This window comes from Nocardia sp. NPDC047654, assembly GCF_043205035.1.
GTDB lineage: Bacteria > Actinomycetota > Actinomycetes > Mycobacteriales > Mycobacteriaceae > Nocardia.
In genome coordinates this window covers 70,499-94,370 of sequence record NZ_JBIDDF010000021.1, presented here as the reverse complement: position 1 = coordinate 94,370, position 23,872 = coordinate 70,499, and the positions used below count along the sequence as shown (strand labels likewise).

Genomic DNA, 23,872 nt, shown 5'->3' with positions numbered 1-23,872 from the left:
CGAACGTCCGCCATCCGTGCCGAAACTCACCGGTCCAAAGTAGACGTTCGGGTCCGCGGCGGCCACTCACGGGCGTTCCACCCGGTAGTTTGGCAGGTGTGAGGAGCCAGCCGCACGTACTCGGGATCGTGCTCGCCGGTGGCGAGGGCAAGCGACTCTTTCCACTCACGGCCGACCGCGCCAAGCCAGCCGTCCCGTTCGGCGGCGCCTACCGCCTCATCGACTTCGTCCTCAGCAACCTGGTCAACGCGGGTTTCCTGCGGCTGTGCGTACTCACCCAGTACAAGTCGCACTCGCTCGACCGGCACATCTCGCAGACCTGGCGGCTGTCCGGTTTCGCAGGCGAGTACATCACCCCGGTGCCCGCGCAGCAGCGGCTGGGACCACGCTGGTACACCGGCAGCGCGGACGCGATCCTGCAGTCGCTGAACCTGATCTACGACGAGGACCCGGAATACATCGCGGTTTTCGGCGCCGATCACGTCTACCGGATGGATCCGGAGCAGATGGTGCGCCACCACATCGATTCCGGCGCCGGCGTGACCGTGGCGGGTATCCGGGTGCCGCGCAGCGAGGCGAGCGCGTTCGGCTGCATCGACAGTGACGACGCCGGCCGCATCACGCAGTTCCTGGAGAAGCCCGCGCATCCGCCCGGCACGCCGGACGATCCGAACGTCACGTTCGCGTCCATGGGCAACTACGTCTTCACCACCAAGGTGCTGGTCGACTCGATCCGGGCGGACGCGGACAACGCCGACTCCGACCACGACATGGGCGGCGACATCATTCCGGCCCTCGTCGCGGCCGGACAGGCGAGCGTCTACGACTTCGCCGACAACGACGTGCCCGGCGCCACCGACCGTGACCGCGGCTACTGGCGCGATGTCGGCACCATCGACGCGTTCTACGACGCGCACATGGACCTGGTGTCGGTGCACCCGGTGTTCAACCTCTACAACCGCCACTGGCCCATCCGCGGGGCGGCCGAGAACCTGCCGCCGGCCAAGTTCGCCCAGGGCGGGCTGGCGCAGGAATGCATCGTGGGTGCGGGCAGCATCCTGTCCGCCGCCACCGTGCGCAACTCGGTGCTCAGTGCCAATGTCATGGTCGATGACGGGGCCACCGTCGAAGGGTGTGTGCTCATGCCCGGCGTGCGGATCGGACGCGGTGCGGTGGTGCGGCACGCCATTCTGGACAAGAACGTGGTCGTCGGCGAAGGCGAGATCATCGGAGTGGACCTGGCGCGCGATCGCAGCCGTTTCGCCGTGAGCAACGGCGGGGTCGTCACGGTCGGCAAAGGCGTGTGGGTGTAGCCGGCGAGCGGTACTAGGGTCCCCCCGGCTCTGGCGCCTGCGGGCCGAGACAGAACGGCGCGCACGGCCCCGGTGTGCGCGGCACGGTCGATTTCGAGGCGTCACCGAAATCGGCGGTACACACCAAGTAGACCATCAGCACGGCGAACAAAAGCACCGTGCCGAAAGCGATCATGGTCCGGCCCCAATGGATCGATTTGGGACGACGCTCGTCTTCGTCCCAAAGGAACATCATCATCACCACGTCGCACCTCTTCCGGATCCGTTCGGAACCTGACCTCCACCAGTATCGGTCGGTCATCGGCGTCGCGCTGCGGCTCGAGCCGAATCGTGGCGGTAAGGTCGCTTTTTCGCGAACTCCGCCGATCACCTGCGGGTGGCGCGTTCGCCAGGAGAAGAGGGCGCGCTGGCCCGAATTTCCGGAAAAACTTCGGCGGCAAGCCTATTCGGCCGGAGCGAGAGCCGCCGTCGACGGAGGTATTACTGTGCGGGCGGGGCGACGTTCTGGGTGCAGAACGGCTCGCAGGGTCCCGGGGGCGGAGTGGTTTTCTCCGGGCCGGTGTCGAAATCGGTGTTGCTAACCACCACCATCACGAGCACGGCTCCCAGAATCACGAACAGCAGGGCAAACAGAGTCGGCCGCAGCCAACTCGTTCGCCGTTCGGTCACCACGTCCCCCATGACCGCTACTTCGATGGGATTTAGTTCACGCATAACTGTTTTCCTCACTGGGTTCTTCCTCAGCGCATACCCCGGATTCCGGGAAGGAATCACACCGCGCGCGAATCACTAACCCCGTGAGGCACAGAGCAATCCGTCTCCGACCGGAATCAGTACACAGGTGAGTTCCGGGTTCTCCGCGATGGCGCGGGTGGCGGCGCGCACCGCCTGAGTGGCCGGATCCCGTTGCGCCGGATCGGGCACGCGCCCGCCCAGCAGCGCGTTGTGCAGCAGAATGGCGCCGCCCTCGCGCAGCAGGCGCACCGCTTGGGCGACGTACTCGGGGTGCTCGAGCGGCGCCGCGTCGATGAAGACCAGGTCGTAGGCGCCATCGGCCAGCCGGGGCAGCACATCCAGCGCCCGTCCGTTGATCAGCCGGGTGCGCGCAGGGGGGATGTCGGCCGCGCGGAACGCCTCCTTGGCCGCACGCTGATGTTCCGGCTCCGAATCGATGGTGGTCAGCGTGCCGTCCTCGCGCATGCCGTCGAGCAGCCACAATCCGCTGATGCCCGCGCCGGTACCGACCTCGACCACCGCGCGCGCTCCGAGCAGCTGCGCGTACATGCTCAGCAGCGCCCCCACCGAGGGCGGCACGGGGACAGCGCCGAGTTCGGTGGCCCGTTCGCGCGCGCTGATGAGGATTTCGTCCTCTACGACGGATTCCTCCACGTAGGCGAGATTCCGCTCCAGATTCGATGCCACGGGTATGAGGCTAACGCCGGGCGGGTGATCTCGGCGTTCCGGACAACACGCGCCGCCCGCCATTTCCGCCGCCGGTTTTCTCAGGTGACCCTCAGGATCTCCATATCCCGGCCATATCAGGACCAGAAAGAGTATGAGCAACCGACCGTGTATTAACACGGGACGCGGGAACAACGACATACCGGTTGTCTGTTGTATCCGTACGTGACGGTCCGAAGACCCGGACCGGAGCGAGTCCCCACGTTTGCGGTCCCTAGTAGGAGGTAGCCCCATCCACATGGTCGATGCGGCGCGCGAATACGCCACCCTGCCCGAGCAGATCCTGCCGGTCGAAGCCGACTCCGTCGAGGACGCGGTCGAGCTGAGCGGGACTGCTGCCTTCGATGCCACCGGTGACCGGTCGGCGATGCCGACGTGGGACGAACTGGTCCGGGAGCACGCCGACCGGGTCTACCGGTTGGCCTATCGCCTCTCCGGCGACGCACAGGACGCGGAGGACCTCACCCAGGAGACGTTCATCCGGGTGTTCCGTTCGCTGTCGAACTACCAGCCGGGCACCTTCGAGGGGTGGCTACACCGCATCACCACCAACCTGTTCCTGGACATGGTGCGCCGCCGCAACCGGATCAGGATGGAAGCGCTGCCCGAGGACTACGACCGGGTGCCCGCCGAGGGCCCGGGGCCGGAGCAGGCGTATCACGACGCCCGGCTGGATCCCGACCTGCAATCGGCCCTGGATTCGCTCGCGCCGGAGTTCCGCGCGGCCGTCGTGCTGTGTGACATCGAGGGGCTGTCCTACGAGGAGATCGGCGCTACGCTCGGCGTGAAACTGGGCACTGTGCGCAGTCGGATCCATCGTGGACGTCAAGCCCTGCGCGACTACCTTGCGCATAATGGAAGTGAGCAGCGGTTCGCCGCTGAAGCGAACATAGGGTGATTCGTCGGACGCCGGCATCGCCCGAACCTCGGTCGATGTCGGTTGAAAGGGTGAGCACCGAATGAGTGGCGACTCCAGCACGTCCGGTCCGCCTCGTTTCCGCCCCACCGAGCATCTGGCGAGTGAGGCGGTCGCGGCGTACGTGGACGGGGAGCTGCGGATGAACGCCTACCTGCGTGCCGCTCAACACCTGTCGCTGTGTCCCGAGTGCGCGGCGGAGGTCGATGCCCAGCAGCAGGCGCGCATCGCGTTGCGGCACGCGGGCCAGGTCGCGATTCCGACCGGCCTGCACGACAGCTTGACCAGGATTCCGCTCGCGGAGCTGCCGGGCGGCGCGTCCAGCGGCCGGCCACCCTCGTCGGCTTCCGGCCAGTCCGGGCGTAACGAGGCGGTTTTCGGCTTTCTGACCGATTCGTTCACCGCGACCCGGTGGACAACGTGGTGGCGCAAGTAGAGTTTCCCGAGTGACCACCGAATCGACGAATTCCGGATCGGCCGACACCTCGAATTCGGCGGCCGACCGCGGGAATCTCCGTCCGCCGGACGCACCCGTTCTCGGTCCGCGTCCGGTCTACCGGCCCCATGTCGACACGCATACCGCACGTGCCTTCCGCAGGCCGTCCGGCCTATCCGGTTCGTTCGCCGAGCCCATGCCGCTCCGCAAGGCGGGTTCGACGCCGCAATCCGGTCCCGAACTGCAGAACCGTCCCCCCGACGCGGTGCTGGCCGAGGCGTTCGGGCGCCCGGAAGGCTCCACCGAGATCCTGCAGCGCGACCCCGACGCCGCCCACGGCCCGTCGGCCGTGGCCGGACCGGCCGATCCGTGGCGTGATCCCGAAGCGGTCGCACGCCTGGGCGCCCCCGCGGTGCCCACCCCCAAGCCGCAGACGCTGCCGCAGGCCGAGAAGCTCAGCGCCCGCGAAGTCCTGTTCGGTTCCCGGGTCGCGCCCAAGGCGCTGGCCCTGCTCGCGCTCGTCGCGGTCGTCATCGGCCTGGTCGGTGGGCTGGTCGGACGGCTGACCGCGGAAACCGCCTCGACGCTCACCTCGCGGAAGGTGACCCTCGAACAGACCGGTGACGGCAACCGTCCGCACGGCATGATCGCCCAAGTCGCCAACGCCGTGCTGCCCTCGGTCGTCTCCATCCGGGTGACCGTCGGAGACAACGGCGCCACCGGCTCCGGCGTGGTGATCGACGGCGGCGGCTACGTGGTCACCAACAACCACGTCGTCTCGATGGCCGCGCAGGACAAGTCCAACCGGTCCGCGATCCAGGTGCAGTTCTCCGACGGCACCCGGGTGCCCGCCCAGATCGTCGGCCGCGACCCGAAGACCGATCTGGCCGTGCTGAAGGTCGATGTGAAGAACCTCACCGTCGCCCAACTCGGCAAATCCGGCAACGTCCAGGTCGGTGACGATGTGCTGGCCATCGGTTCGCCGCTCGGCCTGAGCAAGACGGTGACCTCCGGCATCGTCAGCGCCCTGCACCGCCCGGTGAAGCTGGAGGGCGAGGGCAGCGACACGAAGGCCGTGATCGACGCCGTGCAGACCGACGCGTCGATCAACCCGGGTAACTCCGGCGGCGCGCTGGTGGACATGGACGGCCGGGTGATCGGCATCAACACCGCCATCCGCAGCGAGACCGGCGGCTCGGTCGGCCTCGGTTTCGCGATCCCGGTGGACAAGGTGATCGAGGTCGCCCAGACCTTGATCCGCGACGGCGTCGTGCACCACCCGACGATCGGCCTGAGCGCGCGCACCAAGCAGGTGGCCAACGAAGTCATGAGCGGTGCGGCGGTGGCGGACGTCGTGGCAGGCGGTCCCGCGGCGAAGGCCGGGATCGTGGAGGGTGACGTGATCGTGAAGGTCGGCGATCGCGAGGTCACCGGTCCGGACGAACTGGTCGTCGCGGTGCAATCGCGCGACATCGGCGAAACGGTGAACGTGCAGTTGATCCGCGATGGCAGGCAGGTGGACGTGCCGGTGACGCTGGAATCCGACTGACCCGGCGGCCGGATCGCCGGGTAGCCTGGTTACGTGTTCAGCAACATCGGCTGGAGCGAGATGGTCATCCTGCTCGTCGCCGCCCTCGTCATCCTCGGCCCGGAGCGCTTGCCCGGTGCCGTGCGCTGGACCACGCGCAGCCTGCGGCAGGTGCGCGATTACGCGAGCGGCGCCACTTCCCAGTTGCGACAGGAACTCGGGCCGGAGTTCGACGATTTGCGTAAGCCGCTGGCCGACCTGAACGAACTGCGCGGTATGACCCCGCGGGCGATGGTGACCAAACATCTTCTCAACGGCGACGATTCGCTGTTCAAGGATTTCGACAGCGCGCTGCCCGATCCGAAGGACCTCTACAGCACGAACAGCGGGATGCCGGACTACCCGATGCCCAAGTTGGCTAAGCCGTTGGAGCGCAACGAACGTCCGCCGATCGACACCGACGCCACCTGATTCGTCAAGCAGACTAGACGCATAGCGCTGTTCAGCTGTCTAGACTTCGCACATGTCGGCCGATGACGTGGCGCGCGTGTTCGCGATCGAGGACAAGGTCGAGCGACTGAAAGCGGCCACCGACGGGGTGGCGGCAGCCCAGCAGACCATCAACGAACTGACCAGGATTCGGCGTGCCGTCATCCGGGAGCTCCATGCCGAAGGCTGGACGTTCGCCAGAATCGGTGCGGCGGCGGGCCTTTCCCGGGCCCGCATCCACCAGGTGAGTACCCAGGGCCCCGCGCCGGAAGGACTGTTCTTCGGGCACGGTTCGCTCACCGTGCTCGTCCCCGAGGTGCGCGCCGGGCGCGTGATCGGCGCGCCCGATCCCGCCGCACCACAGCGATTGGCCGAACTCCTGCGCGAACTCGGCTTCGGCGTAGCGGTCGAGCATTTCCTACCGGGCCGCCCGATCGACCTGCGACGTGACGGCCTGATCGTGTTGGGCGGTCCGGAACTGTCTCCGAGCCTGCGCCAGTTGGTGGCCGCCGATCCCCGCTTGCGCCGCGCGGTGGCGAGGGTGGGGGACGCGCGCCGGGGAATCGAGGACCGGGCGGCTCGGCGGGTCTACCGGCCGGGCGGACCGGAACCGCACGACATCGCCTACCTGGGCAGACTTCCCCGGCCCGACGGGCGGGGCAGTGTATTGATGATCGATGGCATGCATCCGCCCGGCTCGCTCGGCGCCATCCGGTTACTCGCCACCCGCTTGGCCACGCTGCACGAACGAGCGAGCAATCACCTGTTCTCGGTGCTGATCGCCTGTCGCTTCGACCGTGCCACGGGTGAACCCCTGGAAGCCGACCTGCTCACGCCGGTCTACCGCCACGACCCCGAAAACAGATCGCCCGCAACGGGTGTGCGCCGCTGACTCACCTATCTCGCTCGACCTCCGTTGTCGGAGACCGGCGTCGGACCCGCCCCTACCAGCGGTTGTGATCACCCGCGCGCCGGCTCCACGCGCCCAACGACATTCAGCAAATATGCGGACATCGTAGTTGAGCCCATCCACGGCCAGAAATCCGGACGGTGGACGGCGAGTGGACACTCCAACATGCCGCGAACTATTCCACCGATCACCTGGTCGTGGCGAGTCAGGAGCATCACACCGGCCACAATTCTCTCGTGTGGCACAGGTCACCAACCCTCGTCCGAGCGTGTTCATACAGGGATGATTGAATAGCTGGACGATAACCGCATGTGATAGGTGAACTCTGATGCGTGATCGAAAGTCGATGTCTGCGAGTTCCGTGTCCCTTCTCTCCGTGCTGCGGCGCCCGCGGCACGGCGCCGCGGCCCCCGCCCGGACGGGCGATCCGGCGGTGACCACCCACCGGGTGACCTACAGCGACCGGTTGCGAGTCTTCCTCCGCCCGGATGAGCCCATCGACAGCTTTCTGCGACCGCTGGACAGGCTGGACGGCTTCCACCGCTACTCGGTGAACATGACCCGGCTCGCCGAGCCGATGCGGGCCGCGGACATCGACCCGGCGATCAGTTCCGCTCCCGGGCGGGAGTACCTGCAATGCACCGGCTCGGCAGACACGCTCACCCTCGAGGTGCGCACCACCGTCGAGGGCATGCCGCATCGCTTCACCGTGGGCTTACCCGGTCAGCGGCTCGGACTGCCTCGGGTGGACGTGCCGGTCCCGGCCTGCGTGCCCACGCCGCGGGTCTATCCGGACGAGGTCTTCACCGCCGAGCAGGCGGCCGAGATCTTCACGGCGTACTTCGAGACCGGCGCCGTCCCGTCCCAGCTACAGCTCCGCGAAACGGACGCCTGAGGTGTCCGGCAAGGAGGAATCGTGAATCCGTTACTGCTGATCGGCGGCGCCGTCCTGGCGGTGGGCCTGCTCGGCCTGATCCTCAGTGTCCTGCTGCGGCCCGCGGGGGCGAAGGCTCACGTGACCGTCGCCGACCTTCAGGCCCGGCTGGCGAACGAGTCGGCCACCTCACCCGAAGCGGACGGCCCGGTGGGCGCGGACCCGCGAGCCGATCGGCCCGACGCCGAGCGCGCGGAACGAGAGCGGCCCCGCACCGGCGACGATTCCCGAAACGGGGCCGCGGATCAGGACGAGGACCGACCCGAAGCACGCGCGGACCAAGTGCTGTTATCGCATCGTCATCGCCGCGACGGATAGGTCTCCGGTAACTAGGCTTACGGTACGGCGGATATTCGCCGGCTGACACGGGCCCGATGCGCTGGACCCGCTCGCCGAAAGGATCGGATTCCGGTGCGCGCGATACTCGGGCAACTGCTCACCCTGCTGCCGCTCGGGCCGGTCGCGCTGGCCCGGGTGGTGGACACGACCGGCGCCGGGCCTCGCGAACTCGGAGCGGCGATGATCGTCACCGGCTCCGGCGACGTACACGGCTCGCTGTCCGTCGGCTGCGTCGAGGCGGCCGTCGTCGCGTCGGCGCAAGAGGTCCTGAGCAGCGGCCATGCGGTGACCGACCGGTTCGGCTATGCCGACTCCGATGGACCGGCGGTGGGCTTGAGCTGCGGCGGAGAGATCGAGGTGTTCGTCGAGCGCGTCTCACCCGAACGACTCCCGCTGCTCACCGCATTACGGCAGCGGATCGAGGACGGCTCCCCCGTCGCCGTGGCGACCACCATGGACGCCGCACCGGAATGGCAACTGCTGACGACCGCCGATACCGAACCGTGGCACGACGTCGACCGCGACGCGCGGGCGCTGCTGGCCGCGGGCCGCTGCGGGGTGGTGGGCGCCGACGAGTGCGCGGCACACGGCGCGCCGCGACCCCGGACGTTCGTCCAGGTCTTCGCGGCTCCGGCGCGGATGATCCTGGCGGGCGCCAACGACTTCGTGCGCGCGCTCAGCCGCACCGGCCGCCAACTCGGCTACCGGGTGACGGTGGTGGACGCCCGCGAGACCTTCGCCACCGCGACCAGGTTCCCCGCCGCCCACGAGGTCGTCGTGGACTGGCCGCACCGGTATCTGGGCGAGGAGCAGGAGGCGGGGCGGATCGACCAGCGCACCGTGGTCTGCGTGCTCACCCACGACGCCAAATTCGATGTGCCGATGCTGGTGACGGCGCTGTCGTGCCCGCGCATCGGCTTCGTCGGCGCACTCGGATCCCGCCGCACCCACGCCGAGCGCGTCGAGCGCCTGCGGGCCGCGGGCGTCACCGACGACCAGCTCGGCCGGCTGCGCAGTCCGGTCGGGCTCGATCTCGGCGCGCGAACACCGGACGAGACCGCCGTCTCGATCGCCGCCCAGATCCTGGCCGAACGCGATGGGGCCTCCGCTCTGCCGCTGGACCGCACCGATGGGCCCATCCACCGCTGATTGCTCAAAGTTGTCTCTAGGGCGGTTGGCCACCTGGCCAGCGGGCATACCCGGCCATAAATCTGCACACTACGTTGGTTGCGCGTCCCATTTACCTCTTGCACGGCGCGCCGCCTCGGCTCACACTTAATTTGCTGAAAGTTAACCATGAGTAGGTGACGGTGCGTTCGCGCTTCGGCCCCGCCACGCTCTGCCCGGCCCGCCCCACCGAGAGGAGAAAGCGCCGTGACCGCCACCCAGATCGCCGTCCTCTGCTCGCTCGTCGGCGCCGCCGGCCTGGTCGCCACCATCGGATTGATGTACGGACCGGCGAACCGGCGGCGCCGGGTCGGCGTCGCCCAGCACGTGATCGCGGACCAGCTGCCCGTGCGCCTGCTACCGACCTGCCCGATCGGCAGGCCGCAGCAGATGCCCGTCGAGCCGTTGACCGTGGCGGAGGCACACGAACTCATGCAACGCCACCGGATCTGTGAACCGGCCGAGTGCGTCTACAAGCTCGCGGCCTTCCGCACCCTGATCGAGGCGGGATACATGCGGGACCCACACGCCGAAGGGGCCTGACCGCATCCCGGCGCCGCGACGGTGCAGCGGTTCAGGCCGCCGCCCACGCGGGCCGCAGGGTGTTCATCGGCGGGCGGTCCATCAGGGAGACCTCGGTGCGGTGCGCCGTGAACTCGTCGCCGATCAGCGGGAACTGGGTCAGCGCCGCACCGGAGTCCTGGATGCCGCTGCGCCCGAGCACGGTGCCGAGAATCTGGCGGCTCATCACCCCCAGGTCGGCCAGCGGCCGGTTGCGGTGCGTGCGCACGCCCAAATTGACCTGGCCGATCGCGGACATGCCGAGCCGGTCGTAGGTGTCCAGCAGCAGCCCGATCTCGACGCCGTAGCCCGGCGCGAACGGCACCGAGGTGAGCAGTTCGCGGGTGCCCGCGTATTCACCGCCGAGCGGCTGCAAAACCTGGGAGAGTTCCGGTCGCAGCGCGGCCAGCAGCGGCCGGGCGACCAGTTCGGTGACACGACCCCCGCCCGCCGCGTCCACCGCGCCGCCTTGCCGCAGCGGCCTGCGGTAATAGGCCTTGGCCAGATGCATGTCGCCGACCGTGAGCAACGGACCGAGCAACTTCGGGACGAAGGCGGGATCCGGGTCGATCAGGTCGGAGTCGACGAAAGCGATGAGATCACCGCTGGTCACCGCCAGGGAGCGCCACAGCACCTCCCCCTTGCCCGGGACCGGCTCGAGCTCCGGCACCGCCTGCTCGCGGCTGATCACCTCGGCGCCCGCCGCACGGGCGCGCTCCGCGGTGGCGTCGGTCGACCCGGAGTCCAGCACGATCAGCTCGTCGACCAGCGTGCCGAGCAGCGGCCGGATGCTGGCCACCACGTCGGCCACGGTCCGTTCTTCGTTCAGCGCGGGCAGCACCACCGACACGGTGCGCCCGGCTTTGGCGCGGACGAGTTCGTCCACTCGCCAGTTCGGGGTGTCCCAGGTATGGGTCGTCGCCCAGGCGGGCTCACGGTGTTGAAATGTCATGCCAGACCTCGCAAGGTTCGTGCGGGGGGCCGGATGCCCTGGATCGCGGCGATCATGTCCACGACCCGCCGGGTCGCGGCGACTTCGTGGACACGGAAGACTCGGGCGCCGGCCGCCGCCGACCATGCTGTTGCCGCCAATGTGCCCTCCAGCCGTTCGGAAAGACCGACACCTAAAGTCTCCCCGATGAAATCCTTGTTGCTCAGCGCCATCAAGACTGGCCATCCGGTTTTTACAAGAACGTCGACTCGGCGCAACAGTTCGAGCCCGTGATAGGTGTTCTTGCCGAAATCGTGCGTCGGATCGATCAGAATCGAATCCCGGCGCACCCCGGCCGCGAGCGCGTTCTCCGCGGCCTGCACCACGGTTTCGGTGACCTCACCCACCACGTCGGCGTAGCGGACCCGATGCGGCCGGGTGCGCGGCACCGCGCCACCGGTGTGGCTGCACACCACACCGGCGCCGTGCGCGGCGGCCACCGGAACGAGATCGGGATCGGCGCCCGCCCAGGTGTCGTTGATCAGATCCGCCCCCTCGCCCACCGCCGCCTGCGCCACCTCGGCACGCCAGGTGTCGACGCTGATCAGTAGCTGCGGGTACTTCGCGCGGATGGCCGCGACGAACGGCACCACCCTGCGCGTCTCCTCGGCCGCGTCCACCGAATCGCCCGGTCCGGCTTTCACCCCGCCGATGTCGACGAGGTCGGCGCCCTCGTCCACCGCGCGCGCCACGGCCTCCATCGCCGCCGCGTCGGTGAACGTGGCGCCGCGGTCGTAGAACGAGTCCGGCGTGCGATTCACGATCGCCATCACCAGCGCTCGATCCGTCGCCACCGGCCTGCCGCACAGCGTGGGAAGCGGCGCCGCGGTCGAGCTGAACATGTCAACGACTGTAGCCAGTCCGTCACTCCGGGTCTTCAGGCCGTGCTGATCTCGCCCGTCAGCTCTTGGGCGCCCGTCCCGCCGCTACCTCGGCGGCATAGTCGTCGTAGGCGGGGACATAGCCCTCGGTGCGGCCCGCGAGGACGTACAGCGTGCTGTCGGGGTCCGGGGTATACCCCTGCTTGCGCAGTTCGACCTTGCGGCTTTTGAACGTGGAGGTCTGCTCCAGTTCGTGGACGATACGAATGAACAAGGGCACCGCATACCCCGGCAATTGCTGGTAGACCAGCTTCGCCACCGCCGCCCCGTCGAATTCAGCACCGGGACGCAGCGTCACCGCGGCCATGCCCGCCTTGCCGTCCGTCCCGGGGATGTCCACGCCGTAGACCACCGCTTGCGCGATCGGCTCCGCCTTGCTCAGCGCGCCCTCCACCTCGGTGGTCGCCACGTTCTCGCCCTTCCAGCGGAACGTGTCGCCGAGCCGGTCGACGAACGCGATGTGATGCCAGCCCTGCTCCCGGACCAGGTCGCCGGTGTCGAACCAGACGTCCCCGGACTGGAAGCCGTCGCGCACCAGCTTGGCCTCGGTGGCGTCCTTGTCGGTGTAACCGTCGAACGGCGAGCGATCGGTCACCTTGGCCAGCAGCAGCCCGACCTCGCCGGTGCCGACCCGGCGCAAACGGCCCTTGTTGTCCCGCTTCGCTTTTCCGGTCCCCTCGTCGTACTCCACGACGGCGTACGGCAGCGGACCGAAACCAGCCGTGCGATCCACGCCGAAGGCGTTGACGAACGCGATGTTCGCCTCGCTCGCGCCGTAGAACTCCACGATCCGCTCGATGCCGAACCGGGATTTGAACTCGTCCCACAGTTCCGGACGCAGCCCGTTGCCGACGGCGAGCCGGACCAGGTGCTGTCGATCGGTCGGCTTGGCGGGCTGGTTGACCAGGTAGCGGCACAGCTCGCCGATGTAGATGAACGCCGTGGCCTGCTCGCGGATGACCTCGTCCCAGAACCGGGACGCGGAGAAACCGCGGCCGAGCGCGAGTGTGCCGCCGGAGGCCAGCACCGCGGACAACGCGACGGTGAGCGCGTTGTTGTGGTATAGCGGCAGGCAGCAGTACAGAGTGTCGTTGCCGCGCAGGCGAATTCCCAGGCCGCCCAGGCCTGCCATGCTCTTGGTCCAGCGCAGATGGGTCATCACGCTGGCCTTCGGCAATCCGGTGGTGCCGGAGGTGAAGATGAGGAACGCCCGGTCCCGCGCGGTGATCTCCGCACAGCTCGGTGGATCGGCGTCGTCGGCGTCGCGGGCCGCCTCGTCGAGTTCGTCGGCGGCGAGGACGTCGGCGGGTGGCTCGGGCAGCGAGTCGATCGCGTCGGCGCATTCCGCGCCCACCACGTTCAGCACGCTGCCGAGCAGGCCGAAGCTGTGCGCCAGCACGTTGTCACGCTGATGGTGGTTGAGCAACCCAACGGTGGCACCGAGCTTGACCGTGGCCAGCACGACGAACAGTGTCTCCGGCCGGTTGGTCATCAGCACGCCGACCACGTCGCCGCGCCGCACCCCCCGGTCCGCGAGCACGCTCGCATACCGGTTCACCTGCGCGTTGGCCTGACCGTAAGTGAAGGTCGCCCCCTCGAACCGCAGGAACAACCGATCCGGATGCCGGTGGGCGCTGCGCTGGAAATACAGCCCCACCGAGGACTTGGAATCCGCCGTCACCAGCATGCTCAGCGCGTTGCGGAGCATGCCCGGCGCGTCCAGGGCCATCCCGGGAAGATTTCGGGCGAGGTCGAACAAACTCACCGTCGAGCGGGCGTCGGTGCTCACGTCTTCAGCTCTCCTCACTGGGTCCGCGCCGCCTCCAGTGCCGCGAACGCGGACGGGAGATCGGTCACCACGGTAATCCGGTCCAATGCCGTCTGGGGCACGAACTTCCGCTCGTACAACTCGTCCAGCCAGGAAAACAACCCGCGGAAGAAGCCATTGGGATCCAGCACAACAACGGGCTTCTCATGCTGTCCCAGATAGCCGCCGGTCCAGGCCTCGAAGAACTCCTCCAGCGTGCCGATGCCGCCGGGCAGGGTGAGGAAGGCGTCGGCGCGGTCCTCCATCACCTGCTTGCGCTGGCGCATGGTGTCGGTGACCACCAACTCGTCGGCGTCGACGTCGGCGACCTCCCGGTGCACCAGGTGTTTCGGGATCACGCCGATGGTGTTCGCGCCGCCCGCGCGCGCCGCGGTGGCGACCGCGCCCATCATCGAGACATGCCCGCCACCGGACACCAGTTGCCAACCGCGCCGGGCGATCTCGGTGCCCACCCGGGCGGCCAGCGAGAGGTAGTCCTGGTCGGTGGTGCTCGCCGAGCAGTAGACGCAGACGGCGAAAGGCCGATCGCTCACCACTGATCCTCCGTCCCGATCGCGTCCTCGGCGCCACCCGCCTCCGCGGCGGCCTGGATGATGTGCACGACCTCCTCGACGCTGTCGGTCACATGCAGCAGACCGAGGTCGCCGGGGGAGATCTTGCCCGAACCGCCGAGCGAATCGCGCAGCCAATCGACCAGCCCCGCCCAGTACCTGGTGCCGAACAGGATGATGGGAAACCGGGTGATCTTGTGCGTCTGCACCAGTGTCAGCGCCTCGAACAACTCGTCGAGCGTGCCGAAACCGCCGGGCAGGCAGATGAACGCCTGCGAGTACTTCACGAACATCGTCTTGCGGACGAAGAAGTACCGGAAATTGATGCCCAGGTCGACCCAGTCGTTGAGGCTCTGCTCGAACGGCAGCTCGATGCCGAGGCCGATCGAGTAGCCGCCCGCCTCGCAGGCGCCCCGGTTCGCCGCCTCCATCGCGCCGGGGCCGCCGCCGGTGATCACCGCGAAACCGGCCCGCGCCAGCGCGGCGCCGATGGCCCGCCCGGCCTGGTATTCCGGGTGGTCGGCGGACGTGCGCGCGGAACCGAAGACGGTCACCGCCCGCGGCACCTCGGCGAGCGCGCCGAAGCCCTCGACGAACTCGGCTTGGATGCGCAGCACGCGCCATGGATCGGTGTGTACCCAGTCCGTGTCGCCACGCTTGTCCAGCAGGTGCCGGTCGGCGGTGCCCACGCCGTCGGCCCGCTCGCGGCGAAACATGATCGGGCCGCGGAATTTCGGTGTCGACTTGGGTTTGGGGGCGACCTCACGGTCCGCGGCGTCGGTGGACATGCGTTCCACGCTACCGTCCGGCAAGGCGGACCCAGGGGCTGGACGGGAGAAGTCGTCCGGGCGTTCCGAGTCACTCTCCGTCCGGTCTCGGTGGGTACGTGATGACGGCGGCGCTCGCGATTTCGACCCCGGGGGCAGGTGCCACGGCTGCGCTAATCGGGCCAGGCGGGCGGGCGCTTCGCCAGGAAGGCCGCCATTCCCTCGCGGGCGCCGGGAAGTTGAGCGGCGGCGGCCATGACTTCCAGGGCGAGGGCGTAGGCGTCTGCTTCGGGACGGTCGAGTTGGCTGTAGAGGGTGCGTTTGCCGAGTGCCTTGCTGGCCCGGCTGCCCCGGGTAGCGCGGGCGAGCAACGCACCCACGGCAGTGTCCAGCTCGGCGTCCGGCACCACTCGGTTGATCAGGCCCCACTGTTCGGCGGTGCGGGCATCGATCGGGTCACCCGTGAGGGCCATTTCCATCAGGCGTTTACGTCCGACGGCGCGGGCCACCGGCACCGCGGGGGTGTGGCAGAACCAGCCACCCTTGCCGCCGGGGAGCGCGAAACCGGCGGATTCGGCGGCGACGGCCAGATCACAGGAGGCCACCAGCTGGCAGCCTGCGGCCGTGGCCAGACCGTGCACCCGGGCGATCACCACCTGCGGCACCGACTGGATGGTCGACATGAGCTCGGTGCAGAGCGTGAGCAGTTCCCGCACGCCGAGCAAGTCGCGCGCGGCGACGTCGGCGAAATCGTGGCCCGCGCAGAACACCGGGCCGCGCGCCCCGAGCACTATCCCGGCGGCGTCGGTCGCCCCGGCGGCCCGGAACGAGTCGAGCAGTTCGGCCAGATGCTCACCCGACAGCGCATTGCGCCGCTCCGGCCGGTTCATGGTGATGCGCACCGTGTCGCCGTCCCGCGCGACCAGCAGATGCCGATACTCCAAGGCGGTCATATCTCCACCGTAGATCGCCGCGGGCAGCGACACGACAGGTCGGAAACCCCGATTCGGAGGCCTACCGCGCCGCACCGAATGCGGCGAGAGCACCCTGATCCGCGCGGAGCGTTCAGTCCGGTGCGCTGCTCAGGTAGCTGCGCAACATGGCGGTGACGGCGGTGATCTGGTCGACGGGGACGTGCTCGTCGCGCTTGTGCGCGAGGTTGGGATCGCCGGGACCGAAGTTGACGGCGGGGATGCCGCGGGCCGCGAAACGCGAGACGTCGGTCCAGCCGTACTTCGCGCGGACACCGCCGCCGCCGTGGCGCGCCACCGAGTCGATCAGGTCCTTGGCCGCCGGCGCCGTCAGGCCGGGCAGCGCGCCCGGCGCCGCGTCGATCACCTCGAAGGACAGCTCGAGTCCGGCGAAGACCTCGCGCACGTGCTCGACGGCTTGGTCGATCGTGCGGTCGGGAGCGAAACGGAAGTTGACCTCCAGCTCGGCGGCGTCCGGCACGACATTGCCCGCTACTCCGGCCTCGACCTGGACGGCGGACAGACCCTCGCGATAGACGCAGCCGTCGATGTCCACTTCCCGCGCGCGATAGTCGGCCAGCCGCCCGAGGATCGGGGCCAGCCGGTGAATCGCGTTGTCGCCCAGCCACGCCCGCGCCGCGTGCGCACGCACGCCGGACGTGCGCAGCCGAGCGCGCAGCGCGCCCTGGCAACCGGCCTCGATCCAGCCGCCGGACGGTTCGCCGAGCACGGCGAGGTCGCCGGTGAGCCAGTCGGGCAGATCGCGCTCGATGTGCCCGAGCCCGTTGAACTCGGCGGCGATCTCCTCCCCGTCGTAGAAGATCAGGGTCAGGTCGTGCACCAGGTCGGTGACGGTCGCGGCGAGGTGCAGAAAGACCGCGTCGCCCGACTTCATGTCCACCGAGCCGCAGCCGTAGAGGACCCGCTCACCCACCGGGCTCACCTCGAACCGGCCGGGCACGTTGTCGGCGATCGGCACGGTGTCCAGGTGCCCGGCCAGGATCACCCGGGTGGGCAGCCCACGCTCGGTGCGCGCCAGCACGACGTTTCCGTGCCGGAGGATCTCGAACCCCGTCGTCTGCTCACGCAACGCCCGCTCCACCACGTCGGTGATGGCCGCCTCGTCGCGCGAGACGCTCGGGATGTCGACGAGTGCGGCGGTCAGTGCGATCGGGTCGGCATGCAGGTCGATGGTCACACGCTTCACCCTACGACCCGCTCACCCGCGACGGCCCGCACGCCGCCTCGGGTCGCGGCCGCCTCTTCCGGGAGCGGTCGCGGCTCGTCACACTGCTGCGCGTGAGGGAAGGGGTGCGTTCGGTGGACGCGGTGATCTTCGTGCACTCGGGTGGCAGCGTCGGCTGCTCACCGGGCACTCGGCCGTCCGGTCCCGGAGCCGAACGGGTATCGAGCTTGGTGACGGCGGTCGCCGGAGCAGCCGCACCGTTGTCCGGCGCGGGTCGGTAACCTCTAGGCCGTGAGCATCCAGGGAGCAGCAGCAGTCGGTATCGCCAATGTGACCGCGGACGGGACCGTACTGGACACGTGGTACCCGAACCCGCAGCTGGGCGAGTTCGCCGAGACCGGCACCAAGCGGCTGGACGAGGCGCCCGCCGAGTACGCGGCGCTGCTGGGCTTCGACGACGCGCGCGGGGTCGACGTGATCGCGGTGCGCACCACGATCGCCGACCTGTCCGCCGCCCCGGTCGACGCGCACGACGTCTACCTGCGCTTGCACCTGCTCTCGCACCGCCTGGTCAAGCCGCACGAGGTGAGTCTGGACGGCCAGTTCGGCCTGCTGACCAACGTGGTGTGGACCAACCACGGCCCCGCCGCGGTGGAGGGCTTCGAGGCCACCCGCGCCAAGCTGCGCGCTCGCGGTCCGGTCACCGTGTACAGCGTGGACAAGTTCCCGCGCATGGTCGACTACGTGCTGCCCTCCGGCGTCCGTATCGGCGACGCCGACCGCGTCCGCCTCGGCGCGCACCTGGCCTCCGGCACCACCGTCATGCACGAAGGCTTCGTGAACTTCAACGCGGGCACCCTCGGCGCCTCGATGATCGAGGGCCGCATCTCCGCGGGTGTCGTGGTCGGCGACGGCTCCGACATCGGCGGCGGCGCGTCCACCATGGGCACGCTCTCCGGCGGCGGCACCAAGGTCATCTCCATCGGCGAGCGCTCGCTGCTCGGCGCGAACTCCGGCCTCGGTATCCCGCTCGGCAACGACTGCGTGGTCGAGGCGGGCCTCTACCTGACCGCGGGCACCAAGGTCACCACCCCCGACGGCACCCTCGTCAAGGCGGCCGACCTGGCCGGCCACGACAACCTCCTGTTCCGCCGCAATTCCACCACCGGCGCCGTCGAGGTAGTCCCCCGCAAGGGCACCGGCATAGAACTCAACGCCGACCTCCACGCCAACGACTAGAACTTCACGAGTGGACAGGGTCGAGAGGTCTTCTCGCGCTTTGCCGCAACCATGTCCACTCGTGCAGCCTCGGCCGGATCAGGCGAGGTGGGGAGACTCACCGGAGAGCCCGAATGCGATGACGTGTCCGGGATGGATGCGGATCATCTCGCGGGAGGCGCCGGAGATGTACGGGTCGACGTCGGTGAGCGCTTCGGCGGTGCCGCGGATTTCGAGGAAGCGGACCCGCCATGGCTGGACCGACGCGATGTCGTCGACGACGAATGCGACGTGGTCGTTGGTGGCGAGGTTGCGGAATTTCCACGAGGCGCCCATGTTCCAGCCCGCGATGTCGATGGTGCCCAGGTCGGCGTTGTAGCGGAAGCCGACGGGGTTGTTCTGCGGGGTGCCGTCGGGCCGGACGGTGGCCAGCCGGCCCAGGCGCTGGGTGTGCAGGTAGTCGATCTGTTCGGGGGTCAGGGTCGAAGTCATGGGCCGACCGTAGAACCTCTACCGAACTCGAGGTCAACCCAGCTTGTTCTTCTGCACCTTGCCCATCGCGTTGCGCGGCAGTGCGTCGACCACGCGGACCTCGCGCGGACGCTTGTGCACCGAGAGTTCACCGGCGACATGGTCGATCAGTTCGCGTTCGGTCGCGGCATCGCGCAGCACGACGAAGGCGGTGATGCGCTGACCGAGGTCGTCGTCGGGCAGACCGACCACCGCGACCTCCGCGACCGCCGGATGACCGAGCAGCACCGTCTCGATCTCCCCCGCGCCGACCCGGTAGCCACCGGATTTGATGAGGTCCACCGATTCCCGGCCGACGATGCGGTGGAAGCCCTGCGCGTCGATCGCGGCGACGTCGCCGGTCCGGAACCATCCGTCCTCGGTCCAGCTCTGCGCGGTCGCCTCCGGTCGGTTCAGATAACCGTCGAAGAGCATGGGGCCGGACACTTGGAGGCCGCCGATGCTCTCGCCGTCGTGCGGGACCGAGGAGCCGGACTCGTCCCGCAGCCGGGTGCGCACGCCGCGCACCGGCGTGCCGACCCAGCCCGGCCTGCGCTCGCCGTCGGCCCGGGTGGACAGCGTGATCATGGTCTCGCTCATGCCGTAGCGCTCGACCGGCGCGTGCCCGGTCAGCTCGCGCAGTCGCTCGAACACCGGCACGGGCAGTGGCGCACTACCGGAGACCAACAGCCGCGCGCCGGACAATCGCTTCGCCGAGTCGGGGTCCTCGACCACCCGCGACCACACGGTCGGCACACCGAAGTACAGCGAACCTCCGGCCGCCGCGTACGCCTGCGGCGTCGGCTTGCCGGTGTGGATCAGCGGACTGCCCACGCGCAGCGGGCCGAGCAGGCCGAGAATCAGCCCATGCACGTGGAACAGCGGGAGCCCGTGCACCAGCGTGTCGCTCGCGGTCCAGGCCCATGCGTCGGCGAGGGCGTCCAGACCGGCGGCGATCGCGCCCCTGCTGAGCATCACGCCCTTGGGCAAACCGGTGGTTCCCGAGGTGTACAGCACGAATGCCGTAGCGGCCGGGTCGGGTTCGGGATAGGTGTGCCATGACCTGGCGTGCCGTCGCACCGGCAGCACGGGCAGTTCCGCGTCCTGCGGCGCTTGCCCCAGCCACGCCTGAGCACCCGAATCGGCCAGGATGTGCGCGCGCTCCGCGGTTCCGGAGTCCGGTGGCACCGGCACCACGGTGACACCCGCGATGAGGCAGCCGACCACCGCGAGCACGGTCTCCACGGTGGGGCCTGCCAGCACCGCCACCCGCTCGGCGCGCGCGACGCGTTCGGCCACCGAAGTGGCCGCTCCCAGCAGGTCACTGCGGGACAGGGTGGTCCCGTCGATGGTGACGGCGTCGGGGATGTCCGCTCCGCCTGCGACGGCGAGCGGGTTCAGCGAACTGAGCAGCAGCGGAGGACCGAACGACATCCGACCACGCTACTTCGCCGGGTTCACCGCGGCGCGTGGCGACCGGTGCAGGCTGTGACGGTTGACACTCCCGCTGACGTAGTGAGAACGTTGTTGCATAGCTTTCTCAGCACTGCGAGGTCGACGATGACCAGGCCACTTCCCGCCACGCGTTCCCCCGAATCGCCGGATTCCTTCGACATCGGGCAATACATCGACGGCATAGCCGGCTTGTTCGGCGGCGTCGCGAACGTCATCATGCAGCTGAGCACTCCGCCGGTCGGATACGGCGTGCTGGAGAGCACCGTGCACAGCGGCAACGTGATGTTGCATCCGATCAAACGACTGCGCACCACCCTGACCTACCTCTCGGTGGCGATGCTCGGCACCGACGAGGAACGCACCGCCTATCGCGAGGCGGTCGACGTCTCACACCGCCCCGTCCACTCGACCGCGTCGAGCCCGGTGCGCTACAACGCCTTCGACCCCGCGCTGCAACTCTGGGTCGCGGCCTGCCTGCATTGGGGAGCGCAGGATCTGTACGAGCGCATGCACGGCCCGATGGACGAGGCGACGGCCGACGCGTTCTACCATCTGGCCGCCCGGCTCGGCACCACCCTTCAGATGCCCGAATCGATGTGGCCGGCCGACCGGCGCGCCTTCGAGGAGTACTGGGCCACGAATCTGGCGAAGACCAGCATCGACCCGGTCATCCGCGCCTATTTCGACGACCTCGTCGACCTGCGCATGCTGCCCCGGCCCGCGCAGCTGGCGTTCGGGCGCCTGCATCGTTTCTTCGTGACCGGCCTGCTGCCCGAGCATCTGCGCGCCGAGATGGGCATGACCTGGACCGACCGCGACGAGCGCGCACTCGCCCACATCTTGCGCGCGGTCGGGGCCACGCAATCCCGGCTCCCGCGACCGATCCGCCTGTTTCCCCTGAACGCCTATCTCCTCGATATGCGCCTCCGGCGCCGGCTCGGCCTGCGCCTGGTCTGACGGCGGACTCCGTTTCGTATAGCTACTCCTGGGCAATCGCATCACGTACCTCCCGATCGTGGTGTCCCCGATCGGCGGTCCGACGACGCGAGCCAGGAGGAGAAGATGGGCTACCGATTGACCGCGACCGCGCTCGTCGCCGGCGCGCTCCTGGCGCTGTCCGCCCCGTTGGCCTGCGCTGACGAGACCGCGGAGACCGAGGTGGCCGCGGTACCGCCGCGCACAGCGATCTCCGTGCGCACCTCGGTGGGCATCGGCTGGGGCACGGCGAACGAACACGAGTCGCGCTCGAGCCTGTCGCTGTCCAAACTCTTCTTGGCCGACTACGCCCTGCGCCGTGGCGACGGCTCGGCCGAGGATCGATTCCTAGGCGAGCAAATGATCCGCTATTCCGATGACGGGGCGGCGAGCGTGATGGAGGCCAAGTATCCCCAGGCCATCGCCGCGATCGCCGCCGAATACGGGCTCGCCGAGACGACGCCCGGACCCAATTGGGGCGCGGGGACGACCAGCGCCGCCGACGTCTCCGACTTTCTGGCCACGAAACTGCGCACCGATCCCGGATCACCGATCTTCGAATGGATGGCGGCGGCGGGATCGACGGCCCAAGACGGCACCGAACAGGACTGGGGCACCGCACGGTGGCCGTTCGTGCTCGGCACCAAATGGGGCTGGTCGGATCTCGGCGAGCCGGAGGTCGCCTCGGCCTCCTACGGCCCCGGTTTCGCCGTGACCGCGCACACTCGTGGTACCTCGGCCGAGCAGACCGCGGACGTGACGGCCGCGCTCTGGGCGATGATCACCGGGGTCCCGCTGCACCGCTGAGCCGGTCAGCGCACCCGGAACGACACCGCAACGTGGTCGCGCGCGAACTGCCGGATCGACGCGTCGTCACCGAGCGGGATGACGGTCTGCGGCGTCAGCGCCAGTGACAGCGCGGTACGGGCGATCATCTCGGCCAACGGCTCCGGATCGTATTCCGGCAACTTGCCTTCGCGCTGCAAGCGGGTGATGAATTCGGCCAGGTAATCCCGCCCGAGCTCGATGACCGGAGCGCCCTGGGTGGTCAGGTAGGGCAGCACGAGTTCGGGTTCGGTGGCAAGCAGCCGGTGGATCAGCTGATTTCCGCGCAGGCCGTTGATGAACGCGGCGAACAGTTCGACGATCTGATCTTCCGCGCTCGCGTTCCGGTCTACCTGGCGCTGGAGCGCGGCGTCGACCTCCTCGATGAAATCGCGCGTCTGCCGCAGCCCGACGGCCCTGATCAGATCGGTTTTGCTCGCGAAGCGGCGATAGAGCGTGGCCAGCGACAATCCGCCGCGGCGCGCGACTTCGACCATGCTGGTCCGCTTGATACCGAAGTCGAGGAACGCCAGCAGCGCCGCGTCCAGCACTCGCGCCTGGTTGCGATCCTCGGGGGCAGCGCTGCGCACCAGCGGCAGCAGCCTGGTCAACCTGGCCATACCTCAACCCTATCCGCGAGACCGAAACGATGACACTTTCAGCATCGCACACCGTCACCGTCTTCTCGCATGATTGACACCAGCCGCGAGTCGATGAGAAAGTTGGGGAATAATCTTCTCATCGACCGATGCTTCCTGGATCGGGCCGACACGAAAGACGAGGTCGACGATGACCGCGCCGCTGCGCACCGCCGAGCACGAGCCCGACCCCAGCCGAGCCCTCACGCCGGAGACGGTCGAAGAGTACGTGGACGGCATCGCCGCCTTTCTCGGCGGCGCGGCCAATGTCATCATGCAGCTGAGCTTGCGCCCGGTCGGCCGCGGCGTCCTGGAGAGCACCGTCGACAGCGGCAAGGTCACGCTGCATCCGATCAAGCGGCTGCGCACCACCCTCACCTATATCGCCGTCGCGCTGCTCGGGTCGGATGCCGAGCGCGAGGCGTACCGCGAGGCCGTCAACGTGTCGCACCGATCGGTGCGCTCCACCGCAGCGAGCCCGGTGAAGTACAACGCTTTCGACCCGAACCTGCAGCTGTGGGTCGCGGCCTGCCTGTACTGGGGCATCGATGACCTCTACACCCGGATGCACGGCCCCATGGACGACGCCACCGCCGACGCCTTCTACGACTACGCCGCGCGCCTGGGCACCACCTTGCAGATGCGGCCGGAGATGTGGCCGGCGAATCGCGCCGCATTCCAGCGGTACTGGGACGAGAACTTGAAGAAGCACGGCATCGAGCCCGAGCTGCGAGACTACTTCGACGGCCTGATCGACCTGAAGATGATGCCGCGACCGGTGCAGGTCGTCTTCGCCGGGCTGCAACGCTTCATCGTCACCGGCCTGCTCCCGCAGCACCTGCGCGACGAGATGGGCATGACCTGGACCGACCGCGACCAGCGGCGCCTGGACCGGCTGCTGCGGGCCATCGGGGCCGTGCACCGGCGACTGCCGAAATCGGCACGAATGTTCCCGCTCAACGCCTACCACTACGACCTGCGCAGGCGGCTGCGGCAGGGGAAGCCGCTGGTGTAACCGCGCG

At 68.7% G+C, this 23,872-nt stretch carries 28 protein-coding genes; 15 read left to right on the top strand and 13 right to left on the bottom strand.

Annotated features, from left to right (window positions below):
* Positions 1 to 98: 98 nt before the first annotated feature.
* Positions 99 to 1,313 (top strand): glucose-1-phosphate adenylyltransferase, encoded by a 1,215-nt coding sequence (gene glgC / locus ACGF7Y_RS33255; protein ID WP_357036297.1) that lies wholly within the window; start codon positions 99 to 101, stop codon positions 1,311 to 1,313.
* A gap of 13 nt (positions 1,314 to 1,326) precedes the next feature.
* Here the strand turns inward: glgC and ACGF7Y_RS33250 are convergent, their stop codons facing one another.
* The 3 genes from ACGF7Y_RS33250 to ACGF7Y_RS33240 form a co-directional block, all read right to left on the bottom strand.
* Positions 1,327 to 1,551 carry a hypothetical protein gene (locus ACGF7Y_RS33250; RefSeq protein WP_393240909.1) on the bottom strand — a complete coding sequence of 75 codons (225 nt, stop codon included), beginning with the start codon at positions 1,549 to 1,551 and terminating at the stop codon, positions 1,327 to 1,329.
* A gap of 242 nt (positions 1,552 to 1,793) precedes the next feature.
* On the bottom strand, positions 1,794 to 2,027 hold the full coding sequence (locus tag ACGF7Y_RS33245; RefSeq protein ID WP_393240906.1) for a hypothetical protein: 234 nt from the start codon (positions 2,025 to 2,027) through the stop codon (positions 1,794 to 1,796).
* A 75-nt stretch (positions 2,028 to 2,102) separates the two neighbouring features.
* Positions 2,103 to 2,735: an O-methyltransferase gene (locus tag ACGF7Y_RS33240; protein ID WP_373283906.1), complete on the bottom strand. Its 633-nt coding sequence runs from the start codon at positions 2,733 to 2,735 to the stop codon at positions 2,103 to 2,105.
* A gap of 277 nt (positions 2,736 to 3,012) precedes the next feature.
* Between ACGF7Y_RS33240 and sigE the strand changes: the two genes are divergently transcribed.
* The 9 genes from sigE (at position 3,013) to ACGF7Y_RS33195 (ending at position 10,036) form a co-directional block, all read left to right on the top strand.
* Positions 3,013 to 3,672 carry an RNA polymerase sigma factor SigE gene (sigE, locus tag ACGF7Y_RS33235; protein WP_357036291.1) on the top strand — a complete coding sequence of 220 codons (660 nt, stop codon included), beginning with the start codon at positions 3,013 to 3,015 and terminating at the stop codon, positions 3,670 to 3,672.
* 61 nt (positions 3,673 to 3,733) lie between these two features.
* Complete coding sequence (locus ACGF7Y_RS33230) at positions 3,734 to 4,126, top strand: hypothetical protein (RefSeq protein ID WP_393240902.1); 393 nt, start codon at positions 3,734 to 3,736, stop codon at positions 4,124 to 4,126.
* A gap of 10 nt (positions 4,127 to 4,136) precedes the next feature.
* Positions 4,137 to 5,675, top strand: coding sequence for a trypsin-like peptidase domain-containing protein (locus tag ACGF7Y_RS33225; protein WP_393240899.1), 1,539 nt, complete (start codon positions 4,137 to 4,139; stop codon positions 5,673 to 5,675).
* Positions 5,676 to 5,708: 33 nt separating this feature from the next.
* Positions 5,709 to 6,125, top strand: coding sequence for a Sec-independent protein translocase protein TatB (gene tatB, locus ACGF7Y_RS33220; protein WP_040869494.1), 417 nt, complete (start codon positions 5,709 to 5,711; stop codon positions 6,123 to 6,125).
* 52 nt (positions 6,126 to 6,177) lie between these two features.
* A complete protein-coding gene (locus ACGF7Y_RS33215) occupies positions 6,178 to 7,035 on the top strand; it encodes a hypothetical protein (RefSeq protein WP_393240896.1) in 858 nt (285 codons plus the stop codon).
* Positions 7,036 to 7,399: 364 nt separating this feature from the next.
* Positions 7,400 to 7,948 (top strand): hypothetical protein, encoded by a 549-nt coding sequence (locus ACGF7Y_RS33210; protein WP_393240893.1) that lies wholly within the window; start codon positions 7,400 to 7,402, stop codon positions 7,946 to 7,948.
* A gap of 21 nt (positions 7,949 to 7,969) precedes the next feature.
* Positions 7,970 to 8,305: a hypothetical protein gene (locus tag ACGF7Y_RS33205; protein WP_393240890.1), complete on the top strand. Its 336-nt coding sequence runs from the start codon at positions 7,970 to 7,972 to the stop codon at positions 8,303 to 8,305.
* Between the two features lie 93 nt (positions 8,306 to 8,398).
* Positions 8,399 to 9,475: an XdhC family protein gene (locus ACGF7Y_RS33200; RefSeq protein ID WP_393240887.1), complete on the top strand. Its 1,077-nt coding sequence runs from the start codon at positions 8,399 to 8,401 to the stop codon at positions 9,473 to 9,475.
* Positions 9,476 to 9,700: 225 nt separating this feature from the next.
* Positions 9,701 to 10,036, top strand: a complete 336-nt coding sequence (locus ACGF7Y_RS33195) for a hypothetical protein (protein WP_393240884.1) — start codon at positions 9,701 to 9,703, stop codon at positions 10,034 to 10,036.
* A gap of 31 nt (positions 10,037 to 10,067) precedes the next feature.
* Here ACGF7Y_RS33195 and ACGF7Y_RS33190 read toward each other — a convergent pair whose 3' ends face one another.
* From ACGF7Y_RS33190 to dapE, 7 genes are all read right to left on the bottom strand, one after another.
* Positions 10,068 to 11,006, bottom strand: coding sequence for a glucosyl-3-phosphoglycerate synthase (locus tag ACGF7Y_RS33190; protein ID WP_062974573.1), 939 nt, complete (start codon positions 11,004 to 11,006; stop codon positions 10,068 to 10,070).
* Positions 11,003 to 11,887, bottom strand: a complete 885-nt coding sequence (gene folP, locus ACGF7Y_RS33185) for a dihydropteroate synthase (protein WP_393240881.1) — start codon at positions 11,885 to 11,887, stop codon at positions 11,003 to 11,005. Before folP ends, ACGF7Y_RS33190 begins: the two co-directional genes overlap by 4 nt.
* Positions 11,888 to 11,945: 58 nt before the next feature.
* Positions 11,946 to 13,715 (bottom strand): long-chain-acyl-CoA synthetase, encoded by a 1,770-nt coding sequence (locus ACGF7Y_RS33180; protein WP_393240878.1) that lies wholly within the window; start codon positions 13,713 to 13,715, stop codon positions 11,946 to 11,948.
* Between the two features lie 14 nt (positions 13,716 to 13,729).
* Positions 13,730 to 14,290: a TIGR00730 family Rossman fold protein gene (locus ACGF7Y_RS33175; RefSeq protein ID WP_393240875.1), complete on the bottom strand. Its 561-nt coding sequence runs from the start codon at positions 14,288 to 14,290 to the stop codon at positions 13,730 to 13,732.
* Entirely contained in the window at positions 14,284 to 15,093 is an 810-nt protein-coding gene (locus tag ACGF7Y_RS33170; protein ID WP_357036257.1) for a TIGR00730 family Rossman fold protein, read from the bottom strand. Before ACGF7Y_RS33170 ends, ACGF7Y_RS33175 begins: the two co-directional genes overlap by 7 nt.
* Before the next feature lie 152 nt (positions 15,094 to 15,245).
* Positions 15,246 to 16,025 (bottom strand): enoyl-CoA hydratase-related protein, encoded by a 780-nt coding sequence (locus ACGF7Y_RS33165; protein WP_393240872.1) that lies wholly within the window; start codon positions 16,023 to 16,025, stop codon positions 15,246 to 15,248.
* A gap of 112 nt (positions 16,026 to 16,137) precedes the next feature.
* Positions 16,138 to 17,241: a succinyl-diaminopimelate desuccinylase gene (dapE, locus tag ACGF7Y_RS33160; protein WP_393240870.1), complete on the bottom strand. Its 1,104-nt coding sequence runs from the start codon at positions 17,239 to 17,241 to the stop codon at positions 16,138 to 16,140.
* Positions 17,242 to 17,342: 101 nt separating this feature from the next.
* On the opposite strand from dapE, the gene ACGF7Y_RS33155 reads away from it, so the two are divergent.
* A complete protein-coding gene (locus ACGF7Y_RS33155) occupies positions 17,343 to 17,510 on the top strand; it encodes a hypothetical protein (protein ID WP_393240868.1) in 168 nt (55 codons plus the stop codon).
* A 10-nt stretch (positions 17,511 to 17,520) separates the two neighbouring features.
* Entirely contained in the window at positions 17,521 to 18,468 is a 948-nt protein-coding gene (gene dapD, locus ACGF7Y_RS33150) for a 2,3,4,5-tetrahydropyridine-2,6-dicarboxylate N-succinyltransferase (protein WP_063051105.1), read from the top strand.
* Positions 18,469 to 18,546: 78 nt separating this feature from the next.
* On the opposite strand, the gene ACGF7Y_RS33145 is transcribed toward dapD, so the two are convergent.
* Positions 18,547 to 18,939, bottom strand: coding sequence for a PPOX class F420-dependent oxidoreductase (locus ACGF7Y_RS33145; protein ID WP_393240865.1), 393 nt, complete (start codon positions 18,937 to 18,939; stop codon positions 18,547 to 18,549).
* 33 nt (positions 18,940 to 18,972) lie between these two features.
* Positions 18,973 to 20,391, bottom strand: coding sequence for an acyl-CoA synthetase (locus ACGF7Y_RS33140; RefSeq protein ID WP_393240862.1), 1,419 nt, complete (start codon positions 20,389 to 20,391; stop codon positions 18,973 to 18,975).
* A gap of 126 nt (positions 20,392 to 20,517) precedes the next feature.
* Between ACGF7Y_RS33140 and ACGF7Y_RS33135 the strand changes: the two genes are divergently transcribed.
* Both ACGF7Y_RS33135 and ACGF7Y_RS33130 read left to right on the top strand, forming a co-directional pair.
* On the top strand, positions 20,518 to 21,369 hold the full coding sequence (locus tag ACGF7Y_RS33135) for an oxygenase MpaB family protein (protein ID WP_393240860.1): 852 nt from the start codon (positions 20,518 to 20,520) through the stop codon (positions 21,367 to 21,369).
* 105 nt (positions 21,370 to 21,474) lie between these two features.
* A complete protein-coding gene (locus tag ACGF7Y_RS33130; protein WP_393240857.1) occupies positions 21,475 to 22,194 on the top strand; it encodes a hypothetical protein in 720 nt (239 codons plus the stop codon).
* A 5-nt stretch (positions 22,195 to 22,199) separates the two neighbouring features.
* Here ACGF7Y_RS33130 and ACGF7Y_RS33125 read toward each other — a convergent pair whose 3' ends face one another.
* On the bottom strand, positions 22,200 to 22,832 hold the full coding sequence (locus tag ACGF7Y_RS33125) for a TetR/AcrR family transcriptional regulator (RefSeq protein WP_040869514.1): 633 nt from the start codon (positions 22,830 to 22,832) through the stop codon (positions 22,200 to 22,202).
* Positions 22,833 to 23,001: 169 nt separating this feature from the next.
* On the opposite strand from ACGF7Y_RS33125, the gene ACGF7Y_RS33120 reads away from it, so the two are divergent.
* On the top strand, positions 23,002 to 23,865 hold the full coding sequence (locus tag ACGF7Y_RS33120; RefSeq protein WP_393240855.1) for an oxygenase MpaB family protein: 864 nt from the start codon (positions 23,002 to 23,004) through the stop codon (positions 23,863 to 23,865).
* Positions 23,866 to 23,872: the final 7 nt, after the last annotated feature.

Bases quoted from the DNA above. Each gene is read 5' to 3' on its own strand.
- ACGF7Y_RS33140 (WP_393240862.1), bottom strand. From the start codon at position 20,391: ATGTCGTTCGGTCCTCCGCTGCTGCTCAGTTCGCTGAACCCGCTCGCC.
- ACGF7Y_RS33245 (WP_393240906.1), bottom strand. From the start codon at position 2,027: ATGCGTGAACTAAATCCCATCGAAGTAGCGGTCATGGGGGACGTGGTG.
- ACGF7Y_RS33190 (WP_062974573.1), bottom strand. From the start codon at position 11,006: ATGACATTTCAACACCGTGAGCCCGCCTGGGCGACGACCCATACCTGG.
- ACGF7Y_RS33250 (WP_393240909.1), bottom strand. From the start codon at position 1,551: ATGATGATGTTCCTTTGGGACGAAGACGAGCGTCGTCCCAAATCGATC.
- ACGF7Y_RS33135 (WP_393240860.1), top strand. From the start codon at position 20,518: ATGACCAGGCCACTTCCCGCCACGCGTTCCCCCGAATCGCCGGATTCC.
- ACGF7Y_RS33120 (WP_393240855.1), top strand. From the start codon at position 23,002: ATGACCGCGCCGCTGCGCACCGCCGAGCACGAGCCCGACCCCAGCCGA.
- ACGF7Y_RS33145 (WP_393240865.1), bottom strand. From the start codon at position 18,939: ATGACTTCGACCCTGACCCCCGAACAGATCGACTACCTGCACACCCAG.
- ACGF7Y_RS33130 (WP_393240857.1), top strand. From the start codon at position 21,475: ATGGGCTACCGATTGACCGCGACCGCGCTCGTCGCCGGCGCGCTCCTG.
- ACGF7Y_RS33165 (WP_393240872.1), bottom strand. From the start codon at position 16,025: ATGACCGCCTTGGAGTATCGGCATCTGCTGGTCGCGCGGGACGGCGAC.
- ACGF7Y_RS33230 (WP_393240902.1), top strand. From the start codon at position 3,734: ATGAGTGGCGACTCCAGCACGTCCGGTCCGCCTCGTTTCCGCCCCACC.
- ACGF7Y_RS33210 (WP_393240893.1), top strand. From the start codon at position 7,400: ATGTCTGCGAGTTCCGTGTCCCTTCTCTCCGTGCTGCGGCGCCCGCGG.
- ACGF7Y_RS33125 (WP_040869514.1), bottom strand. From the start codon at position 22,832: ATGGCCAGGTTGACCAGGCTGCTGCCGCTGGTGCGCAGCGCTGCCCCC.
- ACGF7Y_RS33170 (WP_357036257.1), bottom strand. From the start codon at position 15,093: ATGTCCACCGACGCCGCGGACCGTGAGGTCGCCCCCAAACCCAAGTCG.
- ACGF7Y_RS33215 (WP_393240896.1), top strand. From the start codon at position 6,178: ATGTCGGCCGATGACGTGGCGCGCGTGTTCGCGATCGAGGACAAGGTC.
- sigE (WP_357036291.1), top strand. From the start codon at position 3,013: ATGGTCGATGCGGCGCGCGAATACGCCACCCTGCCCGAGCAGATCCTG.
- folP (WP_393240881.1), bottom strand. From the start codon at position 11,887: ATGTTCAGCTCGACCGCGGCGCCGCTTCCCACGCTGTGCGGCAGGCCG.